General features: G+C 72.2%; 22 protein-coding genes. 19 read left to right on the plus strand and 3 right to left on the minus strand.

Translation table 11 applies throughout. The features are described from left to right. The first annotated feature begins 3 nt into the window (after positions 1-3). The 6 genes from AB0I72_RS16165 (at position 4) to AB0I72_RS16190 (ending at position 8,441) form a co-directional block, all read left to right on the plus strand. The gene (locus AB0I72_RS16165) at positions 4-1,632 is read left to right on the plus strand and encodes a lipid II flippase MurJ (RefSeq protein ID WP_358568522.1); all 1,629 of its coding nucleotides are present in this window, start codon (positions 4-6) and stop codon (positions 1,630-1,632) included. Continuing rightward, on the plus strand, positions 1,629-2,738 hold the full coding sequence (locus AB0I72_RS16170; RefSeq protein ID WP_358568523.1) for a glycosyltransferase family 4 protein: 1,110 nt from the start codon (positions 1,629-1,631) through the stop codon (positions 2,736-2,738). The genes AB0I72_RS16165 and AB0I72_RS16170 overlap by 4 nt, the downstream gene beginning before the upstream one ends. A 316-nt stretch (positions 2,739-3,054) precedes the next feature. Further along, positions 3,055-4,080, plus strand: coding sequence for a TerC family protein (locus AB0I72_RS16175; RefSeq protein ID WP_358568525.1), 1,026 nt, complete (start codon positions 3,055-3,057; stop codon positions 4,078-4,080). 341 nt (positions 4,081-4,421) lie between these two features. Then, positions 4,422-7,256: an excinuclease ABC subunit UvrA gene (uvrA, locus tag AB0I72_RS16180; protein WP_358568527.1), complete on the plus strand. Its 2,835-nt coding sequence runs from the start codon at positions 4,422-4,424 to the stop codon at positions 7,254-7,256. 40 nt (positions 7,257-7,296) lie between these two features. Beyond that, the gene (locus AB0I72_RS16185; RefSeq protein WP_358568529.1) at positions 7,297-7,908 is read left to right on the plus strand and encodes an RDD family protein; all 612 of its coding nucleotides are present in this window, start codon (positions 7,297-7,299) and stop codon (positions 7,906-7,908) included. A 128-nt stretch (positions 7,909-8,036) separates the two neighbouring features. Continuing rightward, positions 8,037-8,441: a Rieske (2Fe-2S) protein gene (locus tag AB0I72_RS16190; protein WP_358569224.1), complete on the plus strand. Its 405-nt coding sequence runs from the start codon at positions 8,037-8,039 to the stop codon at positions 8,439-8,441. 67 nt (positions 8,442-8,508) lie between these two features. Here AB0I72_RS16190 and AB0I72_RS16195 read toward each other — a convergent pair whose 3' ends face one another. After that, complete coding sequence (locus AB0I72_RS16195) at positions 8,509-9,663, minus strand: mechanosensitive ion channel domain-containing protein (RefSeq protein WP_358568532.1); 1,155 nt, start codon at positions 9,661-9,663, stop codon at positions 8,509-8,511. A 147-nt stretch (positions 9,664-9,810) separates the two neighbouring features. Here AB0I72_RS16195 and uvrC point away from each other — a divergent pair, with 147 nt between their 5' ends. From uvrC to AB0I72_RS16245, 10 genes are all read left to right on the plus strand, one after another. Continuing rightward, positions 9,811-11,841 carry an excinuclease ABC subunit UvrC gene (gene uvrC, locus AB0I72_RS16200; RefSeq protein ID WP_358568535.1) on the plus strand — a complete coding sequence of 677 codons (2,031 nt, stop codon included), beginning with the start codon at positions 9,811-9,813 and terminating at the stop codon, positions 11,839-11,841. Next, positions 11,838-12,722, plus strand: a complete 885-nt coding sequence (gene rapZ / locus AB0I72_RS16205) for an RNase adapter RapZ (protein ID WP_358568538.1) — start codon at positions 11,838-11,840, stop codon at positions 12,720-12,722. Before uvrC ends, rapZ begins: the two co-directional genes overlap by 4 nt. Positions 12,723-12,933: 211 nt before the next feature. After that, on the plus strand, positions 12,934-13,908 hold the full coding sequence (yvcK, locus tag AB0I72_RS16210; protein WP_358568541.1) for a uridine diphosphate-N-acetylglucosamine-binding protein YvcK: 975 nt from the start codon (positions 12,934-12,936) through the stop codon (positions 13,906-13,908). Positions 13,909-13,945: 37 nt separating this feature from the next. Then, on the plus strand, positions 13,946-14,356 hold the full coding sequence (locus AB0I72_RS16215) for a DUF488 family protein (RefSeq protein WP_358568544.1): 411 nt from the start codon (positions 13,946-13,948) through the stop codon (positions 14,354-14,356). 201 nt (positions 14,357-14,557) lie between these two features. Beyond that, positions 14,558-15,538 (plus strand): DNA-binding protein WhiA, encoded by a 981-nt coding sequence (whiA, locus tag AB0I72_RS16220; RefSeq protein ID WP_358568546.1) that lies wholly within the window; start codon positions 14,558-14,560, stop codon positions 15,536-15,538. A 349-nt stretch (positions 15,539-15,887) separates the two neighbouring features. Further along, positions 15,888-16,892: a type I glyceraldehyde-3-phosphate dehydrogenase gene (gap, locus tag AB0I72_RS16225; RefSeq protein ID WP_358568549.1), complete on the plus strand. Its 1,005-nt coding sequence runs from the start codon at positions 15,888-15,890 to the stop codon at positions 16,890-16,892. A 154-nt stretch (positions 16,893-17,046) separates the two neighbouring features. Then, a complete protein-coding gene (locus tag AB0I72_RS16230) occupies positions 17,047-18,231 on the plus strand; it encodes a phosphoglycerate kinase (protein ID WP_358568552.1) in 1,185 nt (394 codons plus the stop codon). A gap of 75 nt (positions 18,232-18,306) precedes the next feature. Beyond that, complete coding sequence (tpiA, locus tag AB0I72_RS16235; protein WP_358568555.1) at positions 18,307-19,083, plus strand: triose-phosphate isomerase; 777 nt, start codon at positions 18,307-18,309, stop codon at positions 19,081-19,083. Positions 19,084-19,375: 292 nt separating this feature from the next. Next, the gene (gene secG, locus AB0I72_RS16240; RefSeq protein ID WP_075924865.1) at positions 19,376-19,609 is read left to right on the plus strand and encodes a preprotein translocase subunit SecG; all 234 of its coding nucleotides are present in this window, start codon (positions 19,376-19,378) and stop codon (positions 19,607-19,609) included. Between the two features lie 79 nt (positions 19,610-19,688). After that, complete coding sequence (locus AB0I72_RS16245; protein ID WP_017606310.1) at positions 19,689-20,060, plus strand: RNA polymerase-binding protein RbpA; 372 nt, start codon at positions 19,689-19,691, stop codon at positions 20,058-20,060. Between the two features lie 358 nt (positions 20,061-20,418). Here the strand turns inward: AB0I72_RS16245 and AB0I72_RS16250 are convergent, their stop codons facing one another. After that, complete coding sequence (locus AB0I72_RS16250; RefSeq protein WP_358568558.1) at positions 20,419-20,676, minus strand: hypothetical protein; 258 nt, start codon at positions 20,674-20,676, stop codon at positions 20,419-20,421. Positions 20,677-20,791: 115 nt separating this feature from the next. Between AB0I72_RS16250 and AB0I72_RS16255 the strand changes: the two genes are divergently transcribed. Continuing rightward, positions 20,792-21,472: a hypothetical protein gene (locus AB0I72_RS16255; RefSeq protein WP_358568561.1), complete on the plus strand. Its 681-nt coding sequence runs from the start codon at positions 20,792-20,794 to the stop codon at positions 21,470-21,472. On the opposite strand, the gene AB0I72_RS16260 is transcribed toward AB0I72_RS16255, so the two are convergent. Continuing rightward, complete coding sequence (locus tag AB0I72_RS16260) at positions 21,464-22,225, minus strand: IclR family transcriptional regulator (protein WP_358568564.1); 762 nt, start codon at positions 22,223-22,225, stop codon at positions 21,464-21,466. The two genes, AB0I72_RS16255 and AB0I72_RS16260, sit on opposite strands and share 9 nt — an antisense overlap. Before the next feature lie 102 nt (positions 22,226-22,327). Here AB0I72_RS16260 and hutH point away from each other — a divergent pair, with 102 nt between their 5' ends. Further along, positions 22,328-23,875 (plus strand): histidine ammonia-lyase, encoded by a 1,548-nt coding sequence (gene hutH, locus AB0I72_RS16265; RefSeq protein ID WP_358568567.1) that lies wholly within the window; start codon positions 22,328-22,330, stop codon positions 23,873-23,875. Positions 23,876-23,891: 16 nt separating this feature from the next. Next, positions 23,892-25,550, plus strand: a complete 1,659-nt coding sequence (hutU, locus tag AB0I72_RS16270; protein ID WP_358568569.1) for a urocanate hydratase — start codon at positions 23,892-23,894, stop codon at positions 25,548-25,550. Positions 25,551-25,552: the final 2 nt, after the last annotated feature.

The following is a 25,552-nucleotide window of genomic DNA, read 5'->3' on the forward strand; positions in this document are numbered from 1 at the left end:
ACGGTGCCTCGCGCCGTCCTCGGCGGCGGGGTGACGCGCGGCGTCGGCACGGCGGCGGCGGTCATCGCGCTGGCCACCGTCGGGGCGCGGCTGGCGGGGTTCGGTCGGACGGTGGTGTTCTCCCAGACGGTGGGGGACACCTGTCTGGGCACCGCCTACGTCACCGCGAACCAGGTGCCGGCGGTGCTGTTCGAGATCGTCATCGGCGGCGCGTTGACCGCGATGGTGGTGCCCGTGCTGGCCTCGGCCGTCGGGCGCGGCGACCGCGACCGGGTGCGCGCGACCGTCTCGGCGCTGGTCACCTGGGTCCTGCTGCTGGCCGTACCGCTGTCGGCGCTGCTCGTGGTCGGGGCGGTGCCCGTGACCGCGCTCATGCTGGGTCCGGCGGCCGGATGCGACCACGCCGACCTGCTCGCCCTGGCCGCGCGCATGCTCGTCGTGTTCGCCCCCCAAGTCGTCTTCTACGGGCTGGCGGCGGTGCTGTACGGGGTCCTGCAGGCGCACCGCCGGTTCCTCGCCCCCGCCCTGGCCCCCCTCGTGTCCAGCCTCGTGGTGATCGCCGCCTACCTGGCGTTCGTTCCGCGGGGCGTGGGGCACCGCCAGGACATCGGCGCCCTGCCCGCTCCGGCCGAGCTCACGCTCTCGCTGGGCACCACCGCCGGGGTGGCCGCCCTGTTCCTGACCGTGCTGGGCCCCATGTGGCGGCTGGGGCTGCGGCCGCGACCGCGGCTGACGTTCCCACCCGGTGTGGGGGAGCGGGTCCGTGCGCTGGCCGCCGCCTCGCTGCTGCCGCTCGTGGGCATGCAGGTGTGCCTGCTGCTGTTCGTGGCACTGGCCAACCGGGGCGGCGGTGCGGGCGCGGCCGTGCTGCACACCTACGCCTGGGCCCTGTTCACCCTGCCCTACGGGGTGCTCGCCGTGCCCATCGCCACCAGCGCGTTCACGGCGTTGGCGGTGGCGCACGCCGACCAGGACCACCGGGGTTTCGCCGTCCTGGTCTCCGGGGCCGCCCGGGCCACGGTGGTGGCCACGGCGGGTGCGGGCGCCGCGCTGGCGGCCGCCGCCGTCCCGGTGGCGGCGGTCTTCGCCCAGGAGGATCCGTTGGCGCTCGAGCGCGCGCTGCTCGCCTACGCGCCGGGTGTGGTGGGGTTCGGACTGGTGGCCCTGCTGAGCCGGGCGCTGTACGCCTCGCACCACGGCCGTCGAGCGGCCGCGGCACAGGTCGCCGGGTGGGCGGTGGCGGGGGTGGGCGCGACCGCGCTGGTGTGGGCGGCGCCCCCGCAGTGGACGATCGCGGCGCTGGGCGCGGCGGTCACGGTCGGCCTCACGGTCGCGGCGGGCCTGCTGTGCGCGGGATCGCTGCGCGCGCACGGGAGCGCGGCGCTGGCGGGGGTGGGCCGGTCGGTGGTCGCGTCGTCGCTGGGGGGTGTCGCCGGGTGGGCGGCGGGCCGTACGGTCGCGGCGGTGCTGCCCGTGGCGGACGCGTGGCGGGCGGCGGGCTCTGCGGTGGTGGCGGGGACGGCGGGGCTGGTGGTGTTCGTGCTGGTGGCGGCGTTGGTGGATCCGTCCGCGCCGCGGGCGGTGGCCGCTCGCGCCCGGACCGTACTCGAAGGCAGGAGGGCAGAGCGGTGAGCCGCAGGATCGCGCTGGTCATCGGGACCAGCACCGGAGGGGTGGGGCGGCACGTGCGGTCGTTGGCCGCGGGGTTGCGGGAGCGCGGTCATCGGGTGGCGGTGATCGGTCCGGCCTCGGCCGACCGCGCGTTCGGGTTCACGGAGGCGGGGCTGCGGTTCGCCCCGGTGCCGATCGGGGCCGCCCCGTCGTTGGGCGACCCGGCGGTCGTCCTGCGGTTGGGGGCCCTGGCCGCCGGCGCGGACGTCGTCCACGCGCACGGGATGCGGGCGGGGGCGCTGTGCGCGCTGGCGGGGGTGTCGCCGCTGGTCGTGACCGCGCACAACGCGCCGCCGTCGGTGAGCGGGCCGCTGTCGACCGCCTACCCGGTGCTGGAGCGGATCGTGGCGCGGCGGTCGGACGTGGCGCTGGGCGTCTCGGGTGACCTGGTGCGGCGGCTGCGCGCGGCCGGGGCGCGCCGGGCCCGGATGGCGGTGGTGGCGGCGCCGCCGGTCGGGGAGCCGCTCAACGGGCGTGAGGCGACCCGGGCCGATCTGGCGGTGCGGCCCGAGCGTCCGCTGGTGCTGACCGTCGGGCGCCTGGTCGGGCAGAAGGGGTTGGACACCCTGTTGGCCGCCGCCCCCTCGATCGCCGACCGGCGTCCCGAACCCGTGGTGGCGATCGCGGGGGACGGGCCGTTGTGGGGCGCGCTGCACGACACGGCGGCCGAGCTCAAGGCGGACGTGCGCATGCTGGGGCACCGGACGGACGTGGCGGACCTGTTGGCGGCGGCGGACGTGTTCTGCCTGCCCAGCCGGTGGGAGGGGCCGTCGCTGGTGATCATGGAGGCGCTGCGTGCCGGGCTGCCGGTCGTGGCCACCCGGGTCGGCGGTATCCCCGACCTGTACGACGGGACGGTGCGCATGGTCCCTCCGGACGACCCGGGGGCCCTGGCGGCGGAGGTCGGGCGGGTGCTGGACGATCCGGGCCTGGCCGAGGAGCTGCGCTCGCGTGCGCGGGAGGCGGCGGGGGCACTGCCCACGGAGGAGGACGCGGTGGCGGCGGCCGACGGCGTGTACGCGGCCGTCGCGCGCCGGTGGTGCGCCGCCCACGGGCCTTCCTGGTGACGTTCGGGCGGGGGTGGTGTTCACCGTGCCCGGACGGTGAGGTGAACACCACCCCGCGGGCGACTTCCCTCGGTGTCCGATGGGTGACATGCTTGGGGCGGGCCGGCTTTCGCCCTCATGTCATGAGGTGTGCGCCGGTACCCTCGTATTCACGTGAGGGGAGTATCCCTGTCGCGGCGGAGCCGTCATCACGGAGCACACGGTCGTGTTCCCGGTTCCGTCGGTTCGCGCCGACGTCGGGCGAGCGGGAGAGACCTCCGGTAGTTCGCCGTGCGCGCAGTGCTCCCGTGCGCACCGACCGGAGGAGATTCCGTCCGTGAACGTTCCCTTGTGGGTTTGGGCCGCCACCATTCTCGGCATGGTCGCCGTCCTGGTGATCGACCTGGCCATCGTGGACCACCCCTGGAGCAAGAAGAAGGGTCCCCAGGAGTTCGGGATCCGCCAGGCCGCCTGGTGGGCGGCCTTCTACATGGGTCTGGCCATCGTGTTCGGCCTCGGCCTGATGTACTTCGGCGGGTCGACCGCCGGGGCCGAGTACTTCGCCGGGTTCATCACCGAGAAGAGCCTGAGCGTCGACAACCTCTTCGTGTTCTACCTCCTCATGGGCGCCTTCGCGGTCCCGAAGAAGTACCAGCACGAGGTCCTGCTCGTCGGCATCGTCATCGCGCTCGTCATGCGCGGCTTCTTCATCATCCTCGGCGCCCAGGTGATCAACGCCTGGAGCGAGGTCTTCTACCTCTTCGGCCTCTTCCTCATCTACACCGGGTACAAGATCGTCCGGGACCACCTCAAGGGCGACGAGGAGCAGCAGGACTTCACCCAGAACCCGGCCGTGCGCCTGGTCAAGCGCTTCTGGCCGGTCACCGACGACTACCACGGCGCGCACATGACCGTGAAGCTCGACGGCAGGCGGCACGTGACCCCGATGCTCCTGGTCATCGTGGCGATCGGCGTCGTCGACCTCGTCTTCGCGGTCGACTCCATCCCGGCGATCTTCGGCCTCACCCAGGACGCCTACATCGTCTTCACCGCGAACGCCTTCGCGCTGCTGGGCCTGCGCCAGCTGTACTTCCTCCTGGCCGGGCTCATGGACAAGCTGGCCTACATCAGCTGGGGCCTGTCCGCGATCATGGTCTTCATCGGTGCGAAGATGATCCTGCACGCGCTGCACGAGAACGGCGTGCACACCCCCGAGATCGGTATCGGGACCTCGCTGACCGTCATCATCGGCATCATGACGATCACCATCGTCGGCAGCCTGATCAAGTCCCGGGTCGACGAGCGCCAGCGCCAGTCGGTGTCCGTGGGGGCCGAGGGCGACGCGGCGGGCGAGCGCCCCTGACGCCGGGGCGGCGACACGTCCGGTACCCGGACCCGTTCCTCGAAAACAGCAGAGTTCGAACGCCTGTTCGTCTATAGTGGTGGTGCCCCGACGCGGAGTCGTCCGGGCGCCACCACTTCTTCGAGGTGGAAGAAACCGCCGGCGGCGGTCGTTAGTCTTGTCGGACGGGAGGGACCGCGGGGTCCGCGTTCCCTGCCCACCCCCTTCGCGCCCGGTTCCTGGGCCGGGGTGGCCGCCGACGATTGATCGTCCACCGGACCGCGAAGTCCACACACGGGTCAGCCGACGTCGCGCGACGAGGTCCACGTCCTGTGCGCCCAAGCCGAAGGATGTCTCACTCGATGGTCGAACAACTGGTAGTCCGGGGAGCCCGCGAGCACAACCTCAAGGACGTCTCGCTGGACCTGCCGCGCGACTCCATGATCGTGTTCACCGGTCTGTCCGGGTCCGGCAAGTCCTCGCTCGCCTTCGACACGATCTTCGCCGAGGGACAGCGGCGCTACGTCGAGTCCCTGTCGGCCTACGCCCGCCAGTTCCTCGGGCAGATGGACAAGCCGGACGTCGACTTCATCGAGGGGCTCTCGCCCGCGGTGTCCATCGACCAGAAGTCCACCAGCCGCAACCCCCGCTCCACCGTCGGCACCATCACCGAGGTGTACGACTACCTCCGGCTCCTGTGGGCGCGCATCGGGGTGCCGCACTGCCCCGAGTGCCGCCGTGAGATCGCCCGTCAGACCCCCCAGCAGATCGTGGACCGCGTCCTGGAGATGGCCGAGGGCACCCGTTTCCAGGTGCTCGCCCCGGTCGTGCGCGGCCGCAAGGGCGAGTACGTCGAACTCTTCAAGGACCTGCAGAGCAAGGGCTTCACGCGCGCCGTCGTCGACGGCGCCGCCGTGCGCCTGGACGACCCGCCGACGCTCGGCCGCTACGACAAGCACGACATCGCGGTCGTCGTGGACCGGCTCAGCGTCAAGGACTCGTCCCGGGGCCGTCTCACCGACTCCGTGGAGACCGCGCTCAAGCTCGCGGGCGGCACCATCGTCCTGGACTTCGTCGACCTGGCCGAGGACGACCCCGAGCGGGAGAAGGTCTTCTCCGAGCACCTGTACTGCCCCTACGACGACCTGTCCTTCGAACAGCTCGAACCGCGTTCGTTCTCCTTCAACGCCCCCTACGGCGCCTGCCCCGACTGCTCCGGCCTGGGCACCCGCATGGAGGTCGACGCCGACCTGCTCGTGCCCGACCCGGAGAGGACGCTGGCCGAGGGGGCGATCGCCCCGTGGACCGGCGGCACCAACTCCGGGTACTGGGACCGCATCCTCACGGCCCTGGGCGAGGCCGTCGGCTTCGACCTGGACACCCCCTGGGAGAGGCTGCCGCGTCGCGTGCGCAAGGCCATCCTGGAGGGCCACGACACCCAGGTCCACGTCACCTACCGCAACCGGTACGGCCGCAACCGCTCGTACTACACCGAGTTCGAGGGCGTCGTCCCCTGGGTGAAGCGGCGCCACGCCGAGACCGAGAGCGACTGGGGCCGCGAGCGGCTCGAGGGCTACATGCGCACGGTGCCCTGCCCCACCTGCGAGGGGACCCGCCTCAAGCCGGTGGTGCTGGCCGTGACGGTCGGCGGCAGGTCCATCGCCGACGTCGCGCGGATGTCGCTGAGCGAGAGCGCCGCCTTCCTCGCCGACCTCAAGCTGTCCGACCGGGACATGGTCATCGCCGCCCAGGTGCTCAAGGAGATCAACGCGCGACTGGGCTTCCTGCTGGACGTGGGGCTCGACTACCTGAGTCTGGCCCGCTCGGCCGGGTCCCTCTCCGGCGGTGAGGCCCAGCGCATCCGCCTGGCCACCCAGATCGGGTCGGGCCTGGTGGGTGTGCTGTACGTGCTGGACGAGCCGTCCATCGGCCTGCACCAGCGCGACAACGCCCGCCTGCTGGAGACGCTCCAGCGGCTGCGCGACATCGGCAACACGCTCATCGTCGTCGAGCACGACGAGGACACCATCCGCGCCGCCGACTGGGTCGTCGACATCGGCCCGGGCGCGGGCGAGCACGGCGGCCACGTCGTGGTCTCGGGCATCGTGGACGAGCTGCTCACCTCGCCGGACTCGATGACCGGCGACTACCTGGCCGGGCGCCGCTCCATCGCGCTGCCCGCCTCGCGCCGTGACCGCGCCCGCGGCCACGAACTGGTCGTGCGCGGCGCCCGGGAGAACAACCTCCACGGGATCGACGTCGCCTTTCCGCTGGGCGTGTTCACCGCCGTGACGGGGGTGTCCGGGTCGGGCAAGTCCACGCTGGTCAACGAGATCCTGTACAAGGCGCTGGCCAAGGAGCTCAACGGCGCGCGCGACGTCCCCGGCCGCCACCTGCGGGTGAACGGCACCGGCAAGGTGGACAAGGTCGTGCACGTCGACCAGAGCCCGATCGGCCGCACCCCGCGCTCCAACCCGGCGACCTACTCCGGGGTCTTCGACCACATCCGCAAGCTGTTCGCGCAGACCACCGACGCCAAGACGCGCGGCTACCAGCCGGGCCGGTTCTCGTTCAACGTCAAGGGCGGCCGGTGCGAGGCGTGCTCGGGCGACGGCACGCTCAAGATCGAGATGCAGTTCCTGCCGGACGTCTACGTGCCCTGCGAGGTGTGCCACGGGGCCCGGTACAACCGCGAGACCCTCCAGGTCCGGTACAAGGGCAGGAACATCTCCGAGGTGCTCGACATGCCCATCGCCGAGGCCCTGGAGTTCTTCGAGCCGATCAACGCCATCCGCCGCCACCTCCAGACCCTCACCGACGTGGGGCTGGGGTACGTGCGCCTGGGGCAGCCCGCCACCACGCTCTCCGGCGGTGAGGCCCAGCGGGTCAAGCTCGCCGCCGAGTTGCAGCGGCGGTCGACCGGGCGGACGGTGTACGTGCTGGACGAGCCGACCACCGGTCTGCACTTCGAGGACATCCGCAAGCTGCTGGGGGTGCTCAACCGGTTGACGGACTCCGGCAACACGGTGATCGTGATCGAGCACAACCTCGACGTCATCAAGACCGCGGACCACGTCATCGACATGGGGCCCGAGGGCGGCTCCGGCGGAGGCCGGGTGGTGGCCCAGGGCACCCCCGAGGAGGTCGCGGCGGTCGCCGAGTCCTACACCGGCCAGTTCCTGGCCAAGATCCTGTGAACCGCGCTCCCGCGACCCGTCCAGGAGGTCGGACGCCACCATGAACCAGCCACCCCCGGATCCCCGCTGGCGAGCGCACGGGCGGGGGCGCCCGTACCCGGGCCCGCAGGGGCCGGCGGAACCCTCCGCGCCCGGCGCCCCGGGGCCGGAGGAGCGGCTGTACCCGTTGGCCTCCTGGGGGGCGCGGGCGCTGGCCCGCGTCATCGACCTGGTGGTCGTGGCACTGCCGGTCCTGCTGTTGGCCCTGCTCCTCGCGCTGGTGTTCCTGGGCGCGCGCGACCTGTTCGGCGGGTCCGGCGGCGTCCGCCGCTACGGGTACTTCCTGGCGGTGACGTTCTTCGTCCTGTACACGGGCTACGAGGCGTTCGCCCTGGCACGCTGGCGGCAGACGCTCGGCAAGCGGATGGCGGGCGTGCGGGTGGCGCCCGTGGGCGGTGCGGGCCGGCTGGGGGCGGTGCCCGCCGCGGCCCTGACCGTGCGCGCCGCGATCTTCGGCCTGCCCGTCCTCCTGGCCGCCCTGCCCGGCGTTCCGGCGTGGCCGGTGTTCGTGTTCGTGGCGCTGTTCACGGGCGGGATGGCCGCCTGGGACCGCCCCAACCGGCAGGGGATCCACGACAAGATCGCCGGGACCGTGGTGCTCGACGTCAGCTGACCGCGGCCCGGGAGCCGGACCCACCCCGGGTCGGGGCCGCTCCGACGACCTACTACACTCCGTAGTGCTCAAACGGTGCAGGTGAGGAGTGTTCGGACGTGGCCGGTCAGAGAACGTGCGGGTGCGGGATGAGCAGGCGGCGCCTGCTCGGAACTGCGGGGACGGCCGCGGCGGTCACGGCCACCGCCGCCGCCTGCGGAGGCGAGCCGCCCAGGCCCCAGGAGGCGCGGTTCGGACAGGTGGTCGGTCAGACCACGGACGTCCCGGTCGGCGGCGGCGCGGTCTTCAGCGACAGCAAGCTCGTCGTCACCCAGCCCGAGGAGGGCGACTACCGGGCCTTCAGCGCCTCCTGCACGCACGGTGGCTGCACGGTCCAGGAGGTCACCGAGGTCATCGGGTGCCTGTGCCACGGCAGCCAGTTCGACCTGGTCACCGGTGAGCCCGTGGTCGGTCCGGCCACCGAGCCCCTGGAGGCCTTCACCGTGACCGTCGACGGCACCGACCTCATCCTGGAGTCGGCGTCCGGGGCCTGATCGGCGCCGAACGCGGGCGGGGCCCGGAACACCGAGCGGTGTGTTCCGGGCCCCGCGCACGTTCGGGTCAGCCCTCGTCGGAATCCTGATCCTTGTCCCTGTGCTCCACGGCCGCCCTCTCGGCCTCGCGGGCGCTCGTGCCCCTGCGGAACGCCGACGCGGGGAACCGGGCGGCGTAGTCCGCGTCGTCTCCGCCGGTGACGAACTCGGTGCGGTTGCGCGGCAGCGACTCGGGGTAGTGCTCGACCAGCCAGCCGACCAGGTGCTCGCGCATCTCGCACGCGATGTTCCACTGGTCGCTGGAGTCGGCGGCCGTGGCGACCACCCGCACCTGGACCAGACCGTCGCCGAGGATGTCCACGACCTGGCAGGACCAGCTGCGGCCGTCCCAGTACTTGCTGGAGGTGATCAGGCGGCCCGCCTCCTCGCGCAGCGCCTCGATCGGGACCTCCCAGTCCAGCGGCAGCATGACCTTGGCGGTGATCTGGGTGCTCTGCTTCGTCCAGTTCTCGAAGGCCATGGTGGTGAAGTTGGCGACCGGCACGACCAGGCGGCGCTCGTCCCAGATCTTCACGGTGACGTTGACCAGGCTCAGTTCCTCCACCCGGCCCCACTCGCCCTCGATGACGACCACGTCGCCGATGCGCAGCGAGTCGCTGAAGGCCAGCTGGAGCCCGGCGAACAGGTTGGCCAGGGTGGACTGGGCGGCCACACCGGCGACGATGCCGATGATGCCCGCCGAGGCCAGGAGTCCGGCGCCGAGCGCGCGCACCTCGTCGAAGGTGAACAGGATCGCCGAGATCGCCAGGACGACGATGACCGAGGTGATCACCCGCCGCAGCAGCCGGACCTGGGTCTGCAGGCGCCGGGCGCGGCGGTCGGCGTCGCCGTTGGAGGTCGACAGGCGCGCCAGGATCATGTCGGTCGCGGCGTAGGCCAGGCTGATGCCCAGACCGGTCAGCGACCCGATCATGAGGATGACCATCAGGTGGTCGATGGTCCGGTACGTGCTCCAGCCGACGTCGCTGGGGGTCGGCAGCGCCAGGTTGGCGCCCACCACCGCGGCCGCGGCGTAGGCGGTGAAGGTCGAGCGCGCGACCACGAAGCGGGCCTGCGGCCAGATCCGGCCCAGCTGGTGGTTGAGCAGCCAGTGAGCCACGAAGACCAGCAGCAGGGCGATCGCGACGGCGACGCCGATCGTGATCCATTGGCCAGGTGACACGGCGGAGGGCCCCCTTGTCGTCCGGGTTGGGAAGTTCGTCGGTACCGCCCAACCTAGAGCATTCCGATATCCGCTCGTGACGTTCGACCGGTGTGACGTGGGCGGCTCGGGTGGCCGGATGTCCTCGGCACCGACCAGAATGGAGGTATGGCTGCGACTCCACACCTGCGTCCCGCACCCGGATCCATCCCGCGCGACCCGGGCGTTTACCGGTTCCGCGACGCCACGGGGCAGGTCATCTACGTCGGCAAGGCCAAGAACCTCCGCGCCCGGCTGTCCTCCTACTTCCGCGACTTCGCCGGTCTGCACCCGCGCACCCAGCAGATGGTCTCCACCGCCGCCGACGTCGACTGGACGGTCGTCGGCACCGAGGTGGAGGCGCTCCAGCTGGAGTACTCCTGGATCAAGCAGTACGACCCCCGGTTCAACGTCAAGTACCGCGACGACAAGAGCTACCCCTACCTCGCGGTCACCCTCAACGAGGAGTTCCCCCGGGTCCAGGTGATGCGCGGCGCCAAGCGGCGCGGTGTGCGCTACTTCGGCCCCTACTCCCACGCCTGGGCCATCCGCGAGACCGTCGACCTGCTGCTCCGCGTCTTCCCGGTGCGCACCTGCTCGGCGGGGGTCTTCCGGGGCGCCCGCAACAGCGGCCGCCCCTGCCTGCTCGGCTACATCGGCAAGTGCGTGGCCCCGTGCGTGGGCAGGGCCACCCCCGAGGAGCACCGGGCGCTCGTGGACGACTTCTGCGCGTTCCTGGCCGGCGACACCGGGCGGTTCATCCGCGACCTGGAGGCGCGGATGGCCGAGGCGGCGGGGGAGATGGAGTACGAGCGCGCGGCCCGCGTCCGCGACGACATCGGGGCCCTGCGCGCCGCCCTGGAGAAGCAGGCCGTCGTGCTGCCCGACTCCACCGACTGCGACGTCATCGCGATGGCCGACGACCAGTTGGAGGCGGCCGTGCAGATCTTCCACGTGCGCGGCGGCCGGATCCGGGGCCAGCGCGGGTACGTGGTCGACAAGGTCACCGACGCCGGCCCCGACGAGCTCATGGAGACGTTCCTCGGCCAGCTCTACGGCGGCGCGGAGGAGGCGGCGGACGCCGGCGCCGACACCGGCGGCGCGGTCCCGCGCGAGGTCCTGGTCTCCGACGCCCCCGCCGACGCCGGGGCCGTCGCCTCGTGGCTGTCCGGGCTGCGCGGCTCGGCCGTCGACGTGCGCGTGCCCCGGCGCGGCGACAAGAAGGACCTCATGGAGACGGTCGCCAAGAACGCCCGCGAGGCGCTGGCCCGCCACAAGACCCACCGCGCCGGCGACCTGAGCACGCGCGGGCGGGCCCTCAACGAGGTCCAGGAGGCCCTGGACCTGCCCGAGGCGCCGCTGCGCATCGAGTGCTACGACATCTCCAACCTCCAGGGCGAGCACGTGGTGGCGTCCATGGTGGTGTTCGAGGACGGCCTGGCCCGCAAGTCCGAGTACCGCCGCTTCAGCATCCGCGGGTCCGGCGCGGGCGGCGCGGAACAACACGACGTGGCCGCGATGTACGAGGTGATCAAACGCAGGTTCACCCGCTACCTTGAGGAGAGCGCCCGGGCGGGCGAGGTCGCCCGCATGGGGGAGAGCGGGGACCACGGCGACCGTCCGGCGGAGGACGCCCCGACGCCCGGAAAGTTCGCCTATCCCCCTAACCTGGTGGTGGTCGACGGGGCCCGTCCCCAGGCCGAGGCGGCGCGCCGGGCGCTGGAGGAGCTGGGGATCGAGGACATCGCCGTGTGCGGTCTGGCCAAGCGCCTGGAGGAGGTGTGGCTGCCCGACGACGAGGACCCGGTGATCCTGCCCCGCACGGGCGAGGGTCTGTACCTGCTTCAGCGGGTGCGCGACGAGGCGCACCGCTTCGCCATCGCCTACCACCGCCAGAAGCGGGCCAAGGCGCTCACGGGCAGCAAGCTGGACGACCTGCCCGGCCTGGGTCCGACCCGCAGGTCGGCGCTGATCAAGGAGTTCGGCTCGGTCAAGCGGCTGGCCTCGGCCACGGCGGAGGAGATCGCCGCGGTCCCGGGCATCGGCCCCAAGCTGGCCCAGGCCGTGCACGCGCACCTGACCGGTGATCCCGCCGGAGGGGGCGGCCAGGACGACGGGGCGCCAGCACAGCAAGGCACTGACGGGGGAGGAGACACATGACGGTCGAACTGGGCGGCGAGCTGCCGCCGGAGGTGGTCATCGTCACCGGGATGTCCGGTGCGGGACGGAGTACGGCGGCCAGAGCGCTGGAGGACCTGGGCTGGTTCGTGGTGGACAACCTGCCGCCCGGGCTGCTGCCGACGATGATCGAGCTGGCCGGGCGCACCCACGGCGCGGTGCCGCGGGTCGCCGTGGTCGTGGACGTGCGGTCGCTGGCCTTCACCGAGGACCTGCTGTCCACGGTCGAGGAGCTGCGCAAGCGCGACATGACCGCGCGGGTGCTCTTCCTGGAGGCGGGTGACGACGCGCTGGTCCGCCGCTTCGAGGGGGTGCGCCGCCGCCACCCGCTCCAGGGCGAGGGCCTGCTCACCGACGGCATCACCCGCGAGCGCGAGACCCTGCGCGCCATCCGGGGCGAGGCCGACCTGGTCATCGACACCTCCCAGCTCAACGTGCACCAGCTCAAGGCGCGCGTGCTCGGGTTCTTCGGGGAGGACGGCGAGGGCCGCATCCGCGCCAACGTCGTCTCGTTCGGGTTCAAGCACGGACTTCCCGTCGACGCCGACCTGGTGTTGGACTGCCGTTTCCTGCCCAACCCCCACTGGGTGCCCGACCTGCGGCCGATGAACGGCCGGGACGCCCCCGTGCGCGACTACGTCCTGTCCCAGGACGGCGCCAAGGAGATGCTGGAGACCTACTCCGAGGTGCTCAAGCTGACGATCGACGGGTACCAGCGCGAGGGCAAGCACTACATGACGCTGGCCGTGGGGTGCACGGGCGGTAAGCACCGCAGCGTCGCCATGGCCGAGCAGTTCGGCGACCGGCTCCGCGCCCAGGGCGTGGACGTGCACGTCGTGCACCGGGACGTCGGACGGGAGTAGCCCCGTGCGGGCCCGGGCACCGTACGCGGAGTGAGCGGAATCGCCAAGAACGGTGTCTTCGCTTAGATTGGCCCGGTCACCGCTGGTGCCTGCCCTCCGGGGGCCGGTGTCCGGCGGTCCTGGGCGCGGGTCGACCGCCTGCCCGCCGTCCCCGGCGGGCGCGGTCGCGGGCGCCAGCCGCACACGGGACGAGGGGCAGGCCACAGCCATCATGTCGAAGAGCACGGCGCCGGACGGTGACGGGACGCGCCCACCCCGCGTGGTCGCGTTGGGTGGCGGGCACGGCCTGCACGCCTCCCTGTCCGCCCTGCGCAGGGTGACCACGGACGTCACCGCGATCGTCACCGTCGCCGACGACGGCGGGTCCAGCGGTCGCCTGCGGCGCGAGCTGGGCGTGCTTCCCCCCGGCGACCTGCGGATGGCCCTGGCGGCGCTGTGCGGCGACGACGAGTGGGGGCACACCTGGAGCCAGGTGATCCAGCACCGGTTCCGCTCCGAGGGCGAACTGCACGGGCACGCGGTCGGGAACCTGCTGATCGTCGCTCTGTGGGAGCTGCTGGGCGATTCGGTGGCGGGTCTGGACTGGGTCGGTCAGCTGTTGGGCGCGCACGGGCGCGTGCTGCCGATGTCGTCGGTGCCGCTGGACATCGCGGCCGAGGTCGCCGGGATCGACCCCGACCGGCCCGAGGAGCTGACCACGGTGCGCGGCCAGGTGGCGTGCGCGAGCACCAGCGGGCGGGTGCGGTCGATCTCCCTGATCCCCGAGGCGCCGCCCGCCAGCCCGCAGGCGGTCAAGGCGGTGCGCGAGGCCGACTGGGTGGTGTTCGGGCCGGGGTCGTGGTTCACCAGTGTGCTGCCGCACCTGCTGGTCCCCGATCTGGCGCACGCCCTGGTCACCACGCGTGCCAGGCGCCTGGTGGCGCTCAACCTGTCCCCGCAGCGGGGCGAGACCGACGGTTTCCGGCCCGAGACCTATCTGGAGGTGCTGCGCGACCACGCGCCCAAGCTCGGGGTGGACGTGGTGCTGGCGGACCGGGGCACCGTGGAGGACGCCGCGCCGCTGCGGCGGGTGGTGCGCGACTTCGGCGGTCGCCTGGTGCTGGACGACCTGGGCCGCGACGACGGCACGCCCAGGCACGACGCCGACCGGCTGGCGGCGGCCTTCGAGCGGATCCTCGAAGGGTAGGCGTTCGCCGCGCGCCCGTGCGGGGAACACCGGCGTCATGGCTGGTCATGGTGTCCACGTGGAGCGGGTCTACGACGCGGTGCGGGCGCGCGAGCACCCGGAGGAGGGGCGGGAGCCGCCTCCGGGGCGGCTCTTCCTCGTGGACCGGTTGTGGCCGCGCGGTGTGTCCCGGGCGTCGCTGGAGGGTGTCGAGTGGTTGCGGGAGGCGGCTCCCAGCACCGAGCTGCGCAGGTGGTTCGGCCACGAACCCGGGCGCTTCGCGGCGTTCGCCGACCGCTACCGGGCCGAACTGGACGAGTGCCCGGAGGCGCTGGAGCCCGCCTTGGCGGCGGCGCGCGGCGGCCCGGTCACCCTGCTGTACGCGGCGAGGGACACCGAGCGCAACCACGCGCTCGTCCTGCGCGCGTACCTGGAGGAGCGCCTGTCCGCCGAGGCCGGGAGCAATTGACCGCACACCGGCACGAACGACGACACGCCCACGCTCTGACCAGGAGCGGGATGGGCAACACGCCGCACGGGGGTCGGCGCCGAGAGCCGTGTCGCGTAGTCTGCCACGAAGGAAACCGAGCGTGGCGCGGCCATGTCGGTGCACACCGGTGCCCGGTGCGGGAGACCGGGACGGTCCAGTTCGAGGGGGAGGATCGCGGCGATGGCGATGACCGGCGTGGTGAAGGATGAGTTGAGCCGTCTGGCCATTCTCAAGCCATGCTGCCGCAAGGCGGAGGTGTCCACCATCCTGCGGTTCACCGGGGGCCTGCACCTGGTGGGCGGGCGGATCGTGATCGAGGCCGAGCTCGACACCGGGGCCGCCGCCCGTCGTCTGCGCAAGGACATCTCCGAGGTCTTCGGGCACGAGTCCGAGGTGGTCGTGCTGTCTCCGAGCGGGCTGCGCAAGGGCAACCGGTACGTGGTGCGGGTGATCAAGGACGGCGAGTCCCTGGCCCGCCAGACCGGGCTGGTGGACAACAACGGCCGTCCGGTGCGCGGTCTGCCCCGGCACGTGGTGGCGGGCGGGGCCTGTGACTCCGAGTCGGCCTGGCGGGGTGCGTTCATCGCGCACGGGTCGCTGACCGAGCCGGGCCGGTCGATGTCGTTGGAGGTCACCTGTCCCGGGCCGGAGGCGGCGCTGGCGCTGGTCGGCGCGGCGCGGCGGCTCAAGGTGCACGCCAAGGCGCGCGAGGTGCGCGGTGTGGACCGGGTCGTGGTGCGCGACGGCGACTCCATCGGCGCCCTGTTGACGCTGCTGGGCGCCCACCAGAGCGTGCTGGCGTGGGAGGAGCGGCGCATGCGCCGGGAGGTGCGCGCCACCGCCAACCGGCTGGCCAACTTCGACGACGCCAACCTGCGGCGCAGCGCCCGCGCGGCGGTGGCGGCCGGGGCGCGTGTGGAGCGGGCCCTGGAGATCCTGGGCGAGGACGCCCCCGAGCACCTGGTGGCCGCGGGGAAGCTGCGCCTGGCGCACAAGCAGGCGTCCCTGGAGGAGCTGGGTCAGCTGTCGGTGCCGCCGCTGACCAAGGACGCCATCGCCGGGCGGATCCGCAGGCTGCTCGCCATGGCCGACAAGCGGGCCGCCGACCTGGGCATCGAGGGCACCGAGGCGAACCTCACTCCGGACATGCTGGTCCCGTGACGGGACGGCGGCGTGACGGCGGGTGACGGCCGTGTGAACGCGAGAACGCCCGACGGGCCTGAGGTGTTCGGCTTTGTTAACTGCGGAAACACGCGGATAACTTCAGACAATGGTATAGACCTGTTCGCCGGTTGGTGCCAGTATGGTCGCGAATCCACGAGGGTCTGCGGGCCGTTGAACACGGGCCCCCCGCCGTGCTCCGTCGGCGCTCCGCTAGGCTCTCTGACAACACCTGGCGTGTGTTAACCCTGTTCAATGCGGTTGCCCCGGCCTTCTGGCCGGGGTGGACGGAGTGGGGGGACGAATGCGCGGGTGGAAATGATGTGCGACATATGAGGAGATTGGTTCCGTGACCATCCGTGTAGGCGTCAACGGCTTCGGTCGGATCGGCCGCAATTTCTGGCGCGCGGTCGCCGCTGGCGGCAGCGACATCGAAATCGTCGCGGTCAACGACCTCACCGACACCAAGACGCTCGCGCACCTGCTCAAGTACGACACCGTGCTCGGCACCCTCGACGGTGACGTCGAGGTGGGCGAGGACTTCATCCGCGTCGGCGACAAGACCATCAAGGTCCTGGCCGAGCGCGACCCGGCCCAGCTGCCCTGGTCCGACCTGAACGTGGACGTGGTCATCGAGTCCACCGGCCGCTTCACCAAGGCCGAGGACGCCGGCAAGCACATCAGCGCGGGCACCAAGAAGGTCATCATCTCCGCCCCGGCCAAGGGCGAGGACATCACCGTCGTCATGGGCGTCAACGACGACAAGTACGACGCCGCCCAGCACCACGTCGTCTCCAACGCCTCGTGCACCACCAACTGCGTGGCGCCGATGGCCAAGGTCCTGATGGACGCCTTCGGCATCCAGCAGGGTCTGATGACGACGGTGCACGCCTACACCAACGACCAGGTCATCCTGGACTTCCCGCACTCGGACCTGCGCCGCGCCCGCGCCGCCGCGCAGAACATCATCCCGACCACGACCGGTGCCGCCAAGGCCACCGCCCTGGTCATCCCCGAGCTCCAGGGCAAGCTGGACGGCATGGCCATGCGCGTGCCGGTGCCGGACGGCTCGGTCACCGACCTGGTCGTCACCCTGGACCGCGAGGTCACCAAGGACGAGGTCAACGCCGCGTTCAAGGCCGCCGCCGAGGGCCCGCTCAAGGACGTCCTGGTCTACACCGAGGACCCGATCGTCTCCTCCGACATCGTCGGCACCTCGCCCTCCTGCACCTTCGACTCCAGCCTGACCATGGCGTTCGGCAACCAGGTCAAGGTCGTCGGCTGGTACGACAACGAGTGGGGCTACTCCAACCGCCTGGTCGACCTGGCCAAGCTGGTCGGTTCCAACCTGTAGCCACCGGACGCCTCCGGCGACCGCGCTGCCCAGCGCACGGCACCCCTTCGCACGCTGTGCGGGCGAGGGGGTGCCGTCGTGACCCGGCGGTGCTCCCCACCCGACCCTCGCCCGGCGCGACGTCCGGGCTGATCAGACCACCGAGGAGACCAGCATGCGGACGATCGACGACCTCGACGTCTCCGGCAAGCGCGTGTTCGTCCGGGCCGACCTCAACGTGCCCCTGGACGGCGAGCGGATCACCGACGACGGCCGCATCCGCGCGGCCCTGCCCACCGTCCAGGCGCTCCGCGAGCGCGGCGCGCGCGTCATCGTCGCCGCCCACCTGGGCCGCCCCAAGGGCGCCCCGGACCCCCGCTTCTCCCTGCGCCCGGTCGCCGAGCGCCTGGGCGAGCTGCTCGGCGCCGAGGTGGCCTTCGCCGCCGACACCGCCGGCGAGTCGGCCCGCGCCACCTGCGCCGCCCTCGCCGACGGCCAGGTCGCGCTGCTGGAGAACGTGCGCTTCGAGCCGGGTGAGACCAGCAAGGACGACGCCGAGCGCGGCGAGCTCGCCGACCGCTTCGCCGAGCTGGCCGACCTGTACGTCGGCGACGCCTTCGGCGCCGTGCACCGCAGGCACGCCAGCGTCTTCGACCTGCCGGGCAGGCTCCCGCACGCCGTCGGCGGCCTGGTCCTGACCGAGGTCGAGGTCCTGCGCAAGCTGACCGCCGACCCGGCGCGCCCCTACGCCGTGGCGCTCGGCGGCTCGAAGGTCTCCGACAAGCTCGGCGTGATCGACAACCTCCTCGGCACCGCCGACCGCCTGCTCATCGGCGGCGGCATGGTGTTCACCTTCCTCAAGGCCAAGGGCTACGAGGTCGGCTCCAGCCTGCTGGAGACCGACCAGCTCGACACCGTCCGGGGCTACCTGGAGCGGGCCGAGCGCGAGGGCGTGGAGATCGTCCTGCCCGTGGACGTCGTGGCCGCCGAGAAGTTCGCCGCCGACGCGCCGCACGCGGCCGTGGACGTGGACGCGATCCCGGCCGACCGGATGGGCCTGGACATCGGCCCCCGCAGCCAGGAGCTGTTCGCGGCGAAGATCGCCGACACCCGTACGGTGTTCTGGAACGGGCCCATGGGCGTGTTCGAGATGGAGCCGTACGCGGGCGGCACGCGCGCCCTGGCGCAGGCGCTCATCGACTCCGACGCCTTCACCGTGGTCGGCGGCGGGGACTCGGCCGCGGCCGTGCGCGCGCTCGGCTTCGACGAGTCGGCGTTCGGCCACATCTCCACCGGCGGCGGCGCCAGTCTGGAGTACCTGGAGGGCAAGGACCTGCCCGGCATCGACGCCCTCGCCTGAGGCGCCCACCCCCACTCCGGCAACCCCGGCGCGGCCCGACCGGCGCGCCGCACGACCACGACGGGAAGTGACCACATGTCCCAGCGCCTGCCGCTCATCGCGGGCAACTGGAAGATGAACAACAACCACCTGGAGGCCATCGCCCTCGTCCAGAAGCTGGCCTTCGCCCTGAACGACAAGGACTACGACAAGGTCGAGGTCGTCGTCCTGCCGCCGTTCACCGACCTGCGCAGCGTGCAGACGCTCGTCGACGGGGACAAGCTGCGGATCGGCTTCGGGGCGCAGGACATCTCCGAGCACGACAAGGGCGCCTACACGGGCGAGGTCTCCGGGGCGATGCTCGCCAAGCTGGAGTGCTCCTACGTTCTGGTCGGCCACTCCGAGCGCCGTGAGTACCACCACGAGGACGACGCCCTGGTCAACGCCAAGGTCAAGGCCGCCTACCGCCACGGCATCGTGCCGCTGCTGTGCGTGGGCGAGGGCCTGGAGGTGCGCAAGCAGGGCCGCCAGGTCGAGCACGTCCTGGCCCAGCTGGACGGCGCGCTCAAGGAGATCACCGCCGAGCAGGCCGCGACGCTGGTCATCGCCTACGAGCCGGTGTGGGCGATCGGCACCGGTGAGGTCGCCACCCCCGAGGACGCCCAGGAGGTGTGCTCGGCCATCCGCGTGCGCCTGGCCGAGCTGTACTCCCAGGAGGTCGCGGACGCGGTGCGCGTGCTCTACGGCGGTTCGGTCAAGGGCGACAACGCCCCCGGCATCATGGCCCAGGCCGACGTGGACGGCGCCCTGGTCGGCGGCGCCTGCCTGAAGGCCGACGAGTTCGTCAAGGTGATCCGTTACGGCGACCAGTAGTCGCACGGTGTCTCGCGGAACCCCGTCCCAGGGGTGGATTCGTCCGACTTCGGGGGACGGGGTGTCCGACGGGGGCTCCCGTCGGGCTAGACTTCGCTGAGGGGACCTGCGCGTATCGCGTGAGTCCCCTCCCGTGCCGCGCACGGCACGGTAAAATCCGAAATCGTCCCGGTCTCCTCCTTCCCTGATCCGACCGGTCGGCCAGGTGCCGCGGTGCCGTCGCCGGTACGGGTGGGAAACGGGGGCCGTGGTGTCCATCCCCCCGCTTCGGGGTCGAGCTACGGGTGAGCGTGTGACTCTCGGTCTGTCCATCTTCGTGATGGTTCTCAGTGTGCTGCTGATCTTCCTGGTGCTCCTGCACAAGGGCAAGGGCGGTGGTCTGTCCGACATGTTCGGCGGCGGGGTCACGTCCTCGCTCGGCGGTTCGTCGGTGGTCGAGCGCAACCTCGACCGCATGACGGTGGCCGTCGGCATCGTGTGGATCCTGTCCGTCGTCGTCCTCGGCATCCTGTACGGCCGGGCCTGACAGGCGCCCCGAAGGCTTCCCCCGTCCACAGTCACGCTCGCCCGAGTTCCGGCGAGCGCGTTCGCTGAAGGAGTATTTCGTGGGTAGTGGCAGTGCCATCCGTGGCAGCCGAGTCGGAGCCGGCCCGATGGGCGAGGCGGAGCGCGGCGAGGCCGCACCCCGGATCCGGGTTCCGTTCTACTGTGCGAACCTGCACGAGGTCGTGCCCAGCTTCGCGAGCGAGGCCGCCGTCCCCGACGAGTGGGACTGCCCGCGCTGCGGTTTCCCCGCGGGCAAGGACAAGGCCAACCCCCCGTCGCCGCCGCGCACCGAGCCTTACAAGACCCACCTGGCCTACGTCAAGGAGCGGCGTAGCGAGGAGGAGGGCAAGCTCATCCTCGACGAGGCGCTCGCCAAGCTGCGCGCCGACCGCGCCGCGGTCGAGGCCCACATGAAGGCCTCCCAGAACTAGGCGGAACGCTCGTTCCTCCGGTTCGCCACCGCCCGGAACGCCCCGAGGGTCCCCTCGGGGCGTTCCGGGCGGTGGCGTCTTCGCGCCGAGGAAGACGAATGTGACTCAGAACGACGATGCGTTCACCCACGGTGCCGACAATTCCATCGTGGAAGGGCATGAACGGGCGAGGATGTGAAGGACCGGGTGACTTTCTCATTCCCGGGACTGGTGTGGTTACTGGGAATTACAGTGATCGCCACGCTCCCCCAACAGCCCCTCCCGAGGAGATGGTGTCGATGTCAGCGTGTCCGACCGGTGGCGACCACGACTGGATTCTCGGCGACGACCGCAAGTTCCAGTGCGCCAAGTGCGGAGCTCAGAGCGCGCGCAGGTTCTGAGCCCCCGGTCCGGGCTGCACCGTGCCCCGTGCGGCCAGTTCCCCCTTCTCCAGGGCGCGCCAGGTCACCGGTTCGCCCAGGGTCTCGGCGACGCCCTTGGCCCAGCGTTCCAGGGGCGCGAACCGGTCCGGTCCGTCCATGAGGACGGTCCGCCCCTGGTAGGCGACTCCGTCCAGGGTGATGATCTGGCCGTTGGCCCGCAGCTCGGTGTCGAATTCGCTCGTGTTGCGTCTCATGGACGGGACTCTAGCCCGAGCGCGGTCCGGTCGTCCGGGCTTCGCGTGGATCGATCCCCGACGGCGCGGGCGATCCGGCGCACCGGGCACACGGGAGGGTTGGGAGAATGGGGCCATGGCTTCCCCCGAACCCTCCGACCCCGGCGCCACCGTCCAGGGCGTGCCCTCGGACCTGACCCAGCCGCCCGCCGGGGTGTCGCACCTGCGTCGGTACGTCAGCCTGCGCGGCCCGCACGCCCGCATGTGGATGGCGGTCGCCTACTTCTCCGCGGCCCTGACTCTCGGGTTCCTCGTCGTGGTCGGGTCCCTGGTCTGGTACCTGGTGTCGGGGGACTACACGGTCGGATCGGTCGTCCTGTGGGGCACGGCCGCCGTGGTGATGGCCTTCCTCGGCCCCGGCAGCAACGTCGTCGTGGTGCGCGGGCTGCCGCAGCGCATCACCCGCCAGGGGATCAGCGCCGACAGCGACGGGCTCACCGTCCTCCAGGAGCGCAAGTGGTGGTTCCCGGGCGAGGGCACGTTCGTCGCGTGGCCGGAGGTGCGGCGGATCCGCGAGGTGCACACGGGCGGGCGCCGGCTCACCTACTTCATCGAGTTCGTGCTCGACACCCACCGCACCGGCCCCGAACTGCCCAGCTGGGCGGAGACCGCCGAGAGCCTGGGGCTGGAGGAGGCCGACGCGCCCACGCAGTTCTACGTGCAGGTGCCCGAGGACGTCAAGGAACGCATCCTGCGGATGATCGAGCGCACGGCGCCGCTGCCGTCGACCGTGGAGCGCAGCGAACCGCTACGTTGACGCGCGCCCGTCCAGCCGTCGGGTGAGGTCGGTCGCCGCGTCGCGCACCCGCGCGGCGAGGGCCTGCGGCGTGACCGGCCGGGCGCTGGGCACGGTCAGGCTGATCGCGGCGGCGGGTCGGCCGTTGTGGTCGGTGGCGGCCGCCGCGACGGACACGAACCCCTCGGTGACCTGGCCGTTCTCCATCGACCACCCCTGCCTGAGCTCCTCGGCGAGCACGCGGCGCAGTTCGGTCGGGGTGCTGGGGCCCCGGCCCGTGCGGTCGGTGAAGGCCGCGGCGTCCGGGTAGAGGGCGCGGACCTGGGCGCGGGGGAGCAGGGCGAGCATGGCCCGGCCCGAGGCGGTCAGGTGGGCGGGCAGCCGCACGCCGACGCCGGTGATGAGGGTGGGTGCGTGCGGGGGCTGCTCCTTGAGCAGGTACAGGGTGTCGGCGCCGTGCAGGATGCCCAGGTGGGCGGTGGCGCCGGTGGCCTCGGTGAGCTGGGTCAGAAGGGGCCGGGTGAGTCGTTCGAGACCGTCGTGGCGCAGGTAGGCCGAGCCGATCTCGAACGCGGCCACGCCCAGTCCCCAGCGCCGTTCCTCGGGCAGGTGGATGACGAACCCCTCCTCGGCCATGGCCTCCAGCAGCTGGTAGACGCTGGAGCGCGGAAGCCCGAGCTCGGCCGCCGCGGTCGACGCCGACACGGGGCCGGGCCGCGTGGCCAGGAAGCGCAGCAGCCGCAGCGCGCGGGTGGCCGCCGGAACGAGGGACATGCCCCGATAGTCCCACGCCCCGCCTCTCGTTCGTCTGAAATGTCAGACAAAACCCGTGGGTCACCCCTTCACCAATGAGCTCACCAGCGCTGCAATGGGGGTATGACCACAGCAGTTCCTTCCGTCACCGTCGGCGGCGCCCCGCTCACCCCGGCCCAGGTCCTGGCCGTCGCGCGCGAGGGCGCCCGCGTCACGCTCTCCGAGGAGGCCCTCAAGGCCGTCCGGCACGGCCGCGAGCGGGTCGAGTCGCTCGCCCGCGGCGAGGTCCCCGCCTACGGGGTCAGCACCGGCTTCGGCGCGTTGGCCACCCGCCACATCGCTCCCGACCTGCGCGCCCGTCTCCAGCGCTCCCTCATCCGCTCCCACGCCGCCGGGACCGGGCCCGAGGTCGAGCGCGAGGTCGTCCGCGCGCTCATGCTGCTGCGGCTGCGCACCCTGGCCTCCGGCAACACCGGGGTGGAGGTCGCCACCGTCGAGACCCTGGCCGCCATGCTCAACGCCGGGATCACCCCCGTCGTGCACGAGTACGGCAGCCTCGGCTGCTCCGGCGACCTGGCGCCGCTGTCCCACGTGGCGCTCGCCCTCATGGGGGAGGGCGAGGTCCGCGACGCCTCCGGCGCCCGGCTCCCCGCCTACACCGCCCTGCACGAGGCGGGCCTGAGCCCCGTCGAGCTGGGCGCCAAGGAGGGCCTGGCCCTCATCAACGGGACGGACGGCATGCTCGGCATGCTCGTCCTGGCCTGCGAGGACCTGGCGCGGCTGCTCAAGGTCGCCGACATCACCGCGGCGATGAGCGTCGAGGCCCTGCTGGGCACCGACCGGGTGTTCACCGAGGAGCTCCAGCGTCTGCGCCCGCATCCGGGCCAGGCCGCCTCGGCCGCCAACATCCGCGCGATGCTCGCCGACTCGCCGATCGTCGCCTCCCACCGCGGCCCCGAGTGCAACCGCGTCCAGGACGCCTACTCCCTGCGCTGCGCCCCCCAGGTCGCCGGGGCCGCCCGCGACACGCTCGACCACGCGCTCCTGGTCGCCGGGCGCGAACTCGACAGCGTCATCGACAACCCGGTCGTGCTCGACGACGGCCGCGTGGAGTCCAACGGCAACTTCCACGGCGCGCCCGTCGCCTACGTGCTGGACTTCCTGGCCATCGCGGTCGCCGACACCGCCTCCATCGCCGAGCGCCGCACCGACCGCATGCTCGACGTCGCCCGCTCCCACGGCCTGCCCGCCTTCCTCGCCGACGACCCCGGCGTCGACTCCGGGCACATGATCGCCCAGTACACCCAGGCCGCGATCGTCTCGGAGCTCAAGCGCCTGGCCGCGCCCGCCAGCGTCGACTCCATCCCCAGCTCCGCCATGCAGGAGGACCACGTGTCCATGGGGTGGTCGGCCGCGCGCAAGCTCCGCCGTGCCGTGGACGGCCTGACCAGCGTGCTCGCCGTCGAACTGCTCACCGCCGCCCGCGCCCTGGACCTGCGCTCGCCGCTGGAGCCAGGACCCGCCACCGGAGCCGTCCTGCGCGCGGTCCGCGAGCGCGTGTCCGGCCCCGGCCCCGACCGCCACCTGGCGCCCGAGATCGCCGCCGTCGCCGAACTGGTCGCCGACGGCACCGTCGTCGCCGCCGCCGAATCCGTCACCGCGCTCGCCTGAGACCCCGAGGAGACCCATGAGCACCCCGCGTACCGTCCGCGCCGCCCGCGGCACCGCCCTGTCCGCCAAGGGCTGGCAGCAGGAGGCCGCACTGCGCATGTTCCACAACAACCTCGACCCCGAGGTGGCCGAGCACCCCGAGGACCTCGTGGTCTACGGCGGCACCGGCAAGGCCGCGCGCGACTGGCGCAGCTTCGACCGCATCACCGCCTCCCTGCGCGACCTGGAGGGCGACGAGACCCTGCTCGTGCAGTCCGGGCGTCCGGTCGGCGTCATGCGCACCCACGAGTGGGCGCCCCGCGTCCTCATCGCCAACAGCAACCTCGTCGGCGACTGGGCGAACTGGCCGGAGTTCCGCCGCCTGGAGGCCCAGGGTCTGACCATGTACGGGCAGATGACCGCCGGTTCGTGGATCTACATCGGCACCCAGGGCATCCTCCAGGGCACCTACGAGACCTTCGCCGCGGTCGCCGCGAAACGCTTCGGCGGCTCGCTGGCCGGAACCATCACCCTCACCGCCGGTCTGGGCGGGATGGGCGGAGCCCAGCCGCTGGCCGTGACGATGAACGGCGGCGTGGCGATCGTGGTCGAGTGCGACTCCAGCCGCATCGACCGCCGTCTCGAACACCGCTACCTGGACGTGCGCGCGGACGACCTCGACCACGCCCTCAGGTTGGCCGTCCAGGCCCGGGACGAGCGCCGCGCCCTGTCCATCGGCGTCCTGGGCAACGCCGCCGAGGCGCTGCCCACCCTGCTGGCCCAGGGCGCCCCGATCGACGTGGTCACCGACCAGACCTCGGCGCACGACCCGCTGGCCTACCTGCCGGTCGGCGTGGCCTTCGAGGACTGGCGTGACCTGGCCGCCGCCAAGCCCGAGGAGTTCACCGTCCGGGCCCGCGAGTCGATGGCCGCGCACGTGGAGGCCATGGTGGGCTTCATGGACGCCGGGGCCGAGGTGTTCGACTACGGCAACTCCATCCGCGACGAGGCCCGCACGGGCGGCTTCACCCGCGCCTTCGACTTCCCCGGGTTCGTCCCGGCCTACATCCGGCCGCTGTTCTGCGAGGGCAAGGGCCCGTTCCGGTGGGCCGCCCTGTCCGGCGACCCCGCCGACATCGCCCGCACCGACGAGGCGATCCTCGACCTGTTCCCCGACAACGACCACCTGACGCGGTGGATCCGCATGGCGCGCGAACGCGTCGCCTTCCAGGGCCTGCCCGCGCGCATCTGCTGGCTCGGCCAGGGGGAGCGGGCCGCCGCCGGGGCGCGCTTCAACGACCTCGTCGCCTCCGGCGCCGTCTCCGCGCCGCTGGCCATCGGCCGCGACCACCTGGACACCGGATCGGTCGCCTCCCCCTACCGCGAGACCGAGGGGATGAAGGACGGCTCCGACGCCATCGCCGACTGGCCGCTGCTCAACGCCCTGGTCAACACCTCCTCCGGCGCCTCGTGGGTGTCGATCCACCACGGCGGCGGCGTGGGTATGGGCCGCTCCCTGCACGCGGGGCAGGTCAGCGTCGCCGACGGCACCGAACTGGCCGCGGCCAAGCTCGACCGGGTCCTGACCAACGACCCCGCCATGGGCGTCATCCGGCACGTGGACGCCGGGTACGAGGACGCCGCCCGCGTGGCGGCCGAGCACGGCATCCGCGTCCCCATGGCCGAGGGGGAGTGACC

Origin of the sequence: Nocardiopsis sp. NPDC049922, assembly GCF_040660275.1 — a bacterium.
GTDB lineage: Bacteria > Actinomycetota > Actinomycetes > Streptosporangiales > Streptosporangiaceae > Nocardiopsis.

What these genes read in the sequence shown, in the direction of transcription:
- uvrA (WP_358568527.1), top strand. Translation starts at nt 4,422, where the DNA reads ATGGTCGAACAACTGGTAGTCCGGGGAGCCCGCGAGCACAACCTCAAG.
- AB0I72_RS16185 (WP_358568529.1), top strand. Translation starts at nt 7,297, where the DNA reads ATGAACCAGCCACCCCCGGATCCCCGCTGGCGAGCGCACGGGCGGGGG.
- AB0I72_RS16190 (WP_358569224.1), top strand. Translation starts at nt 8,037, where the DNA reads ATGAGCAGGCGGCGCCTGCTCGGAACTGCGGGGACGGCCGCGGCGGTC.
- uvrC (WP_358568535.1), top strand. Translation starts at nt 9,811, where the DNA reads ATGGCTGCGACTCCACACCTGCGTCCCGCACCCGGATCCATCCCGCGC.
- rapZ (WP_358568538.1), top strand. Translation starts at nt 11,838, where the DNA reads ATGACGGTCGAACTGGGCGGCGAGCTGCCGCCGGAGGTGGTCATCGTC.
- yvcK (WP_358568541.1), top strand. Translation starts at nt 12,934, where the DNA reads ATGTCGAAGAGCACGGCGCCGGACGGTGACGGGACGCGCCCACCCCGC.
- AB0I72_RS16215 (WP_358568544.1), top strand. Translation starts at nt 13,946, where the DNA reads ATGGCTGGTCATGGTGTCCACGTGGAGCGGGTCTACGACGCGGTGCGG.
- whiA (WP_358568546.1), top strand. Translation starts at nt 14,558, where the DNA reads ATGGCGATGACCGGCGTGGTGAAGGATGAGTTGAGCCGTCTGGCCATT.
- AB0I72_RS16230 (WP_358568552.1), top strand. Translation starts at nt 17,047, where the DNA reads ATGCGGACGATCGACGACCTCGACGTCTCCGGCAAGCGCGTGTTCGTC.
- tpiA (WP_358568555.1), top strand. Translation starts at nt 18,307, where the DNA reads ATGTCCCAGCGCCTGCCGCTCATCGCGGGCAACTGGAAGATGAACAAC.
- AB0I72_RS16250 (WP_358568558.1), bottom strand. Translation starts at nt 20,676, where the DNA reads ATGAGACGCAACACGAGCGAATTCGACACCGAGCTGCGGGCCAACGGC.
- AB0I72_RS16255 (WP_358568561.1), top strand. Translation starts at nt 20,792, where the DNA reads ATGGCTTCCCCCGAACCCTCCGACCCCGGCGCCACCGTCCAGGGCGTG.
- AB0I72_RS16260 (WP_358568564.1), bottom strand. Translation starts at nt 22,225, where the DNA reads ATGTCCCTCGTTCCGGCGGCCACCCGCGCGCTGCGGCTGCTGCGCTTC.
- hutH (WP_358568567.1), top strand. Translation starts at nt 22,328, where the DNA reads ATGACCACAGCAGTTCCTTCCGTCACCGTCGGCGGCGCCCCGCTCACC.
- hutU (WP_358568569.1), top strand. Translation starts at nt 23,892, where the DNA reads ATGAGCACCCCGCGTACCGTCCGCGCCGCCCGCGGCACCGCCCTGTCC.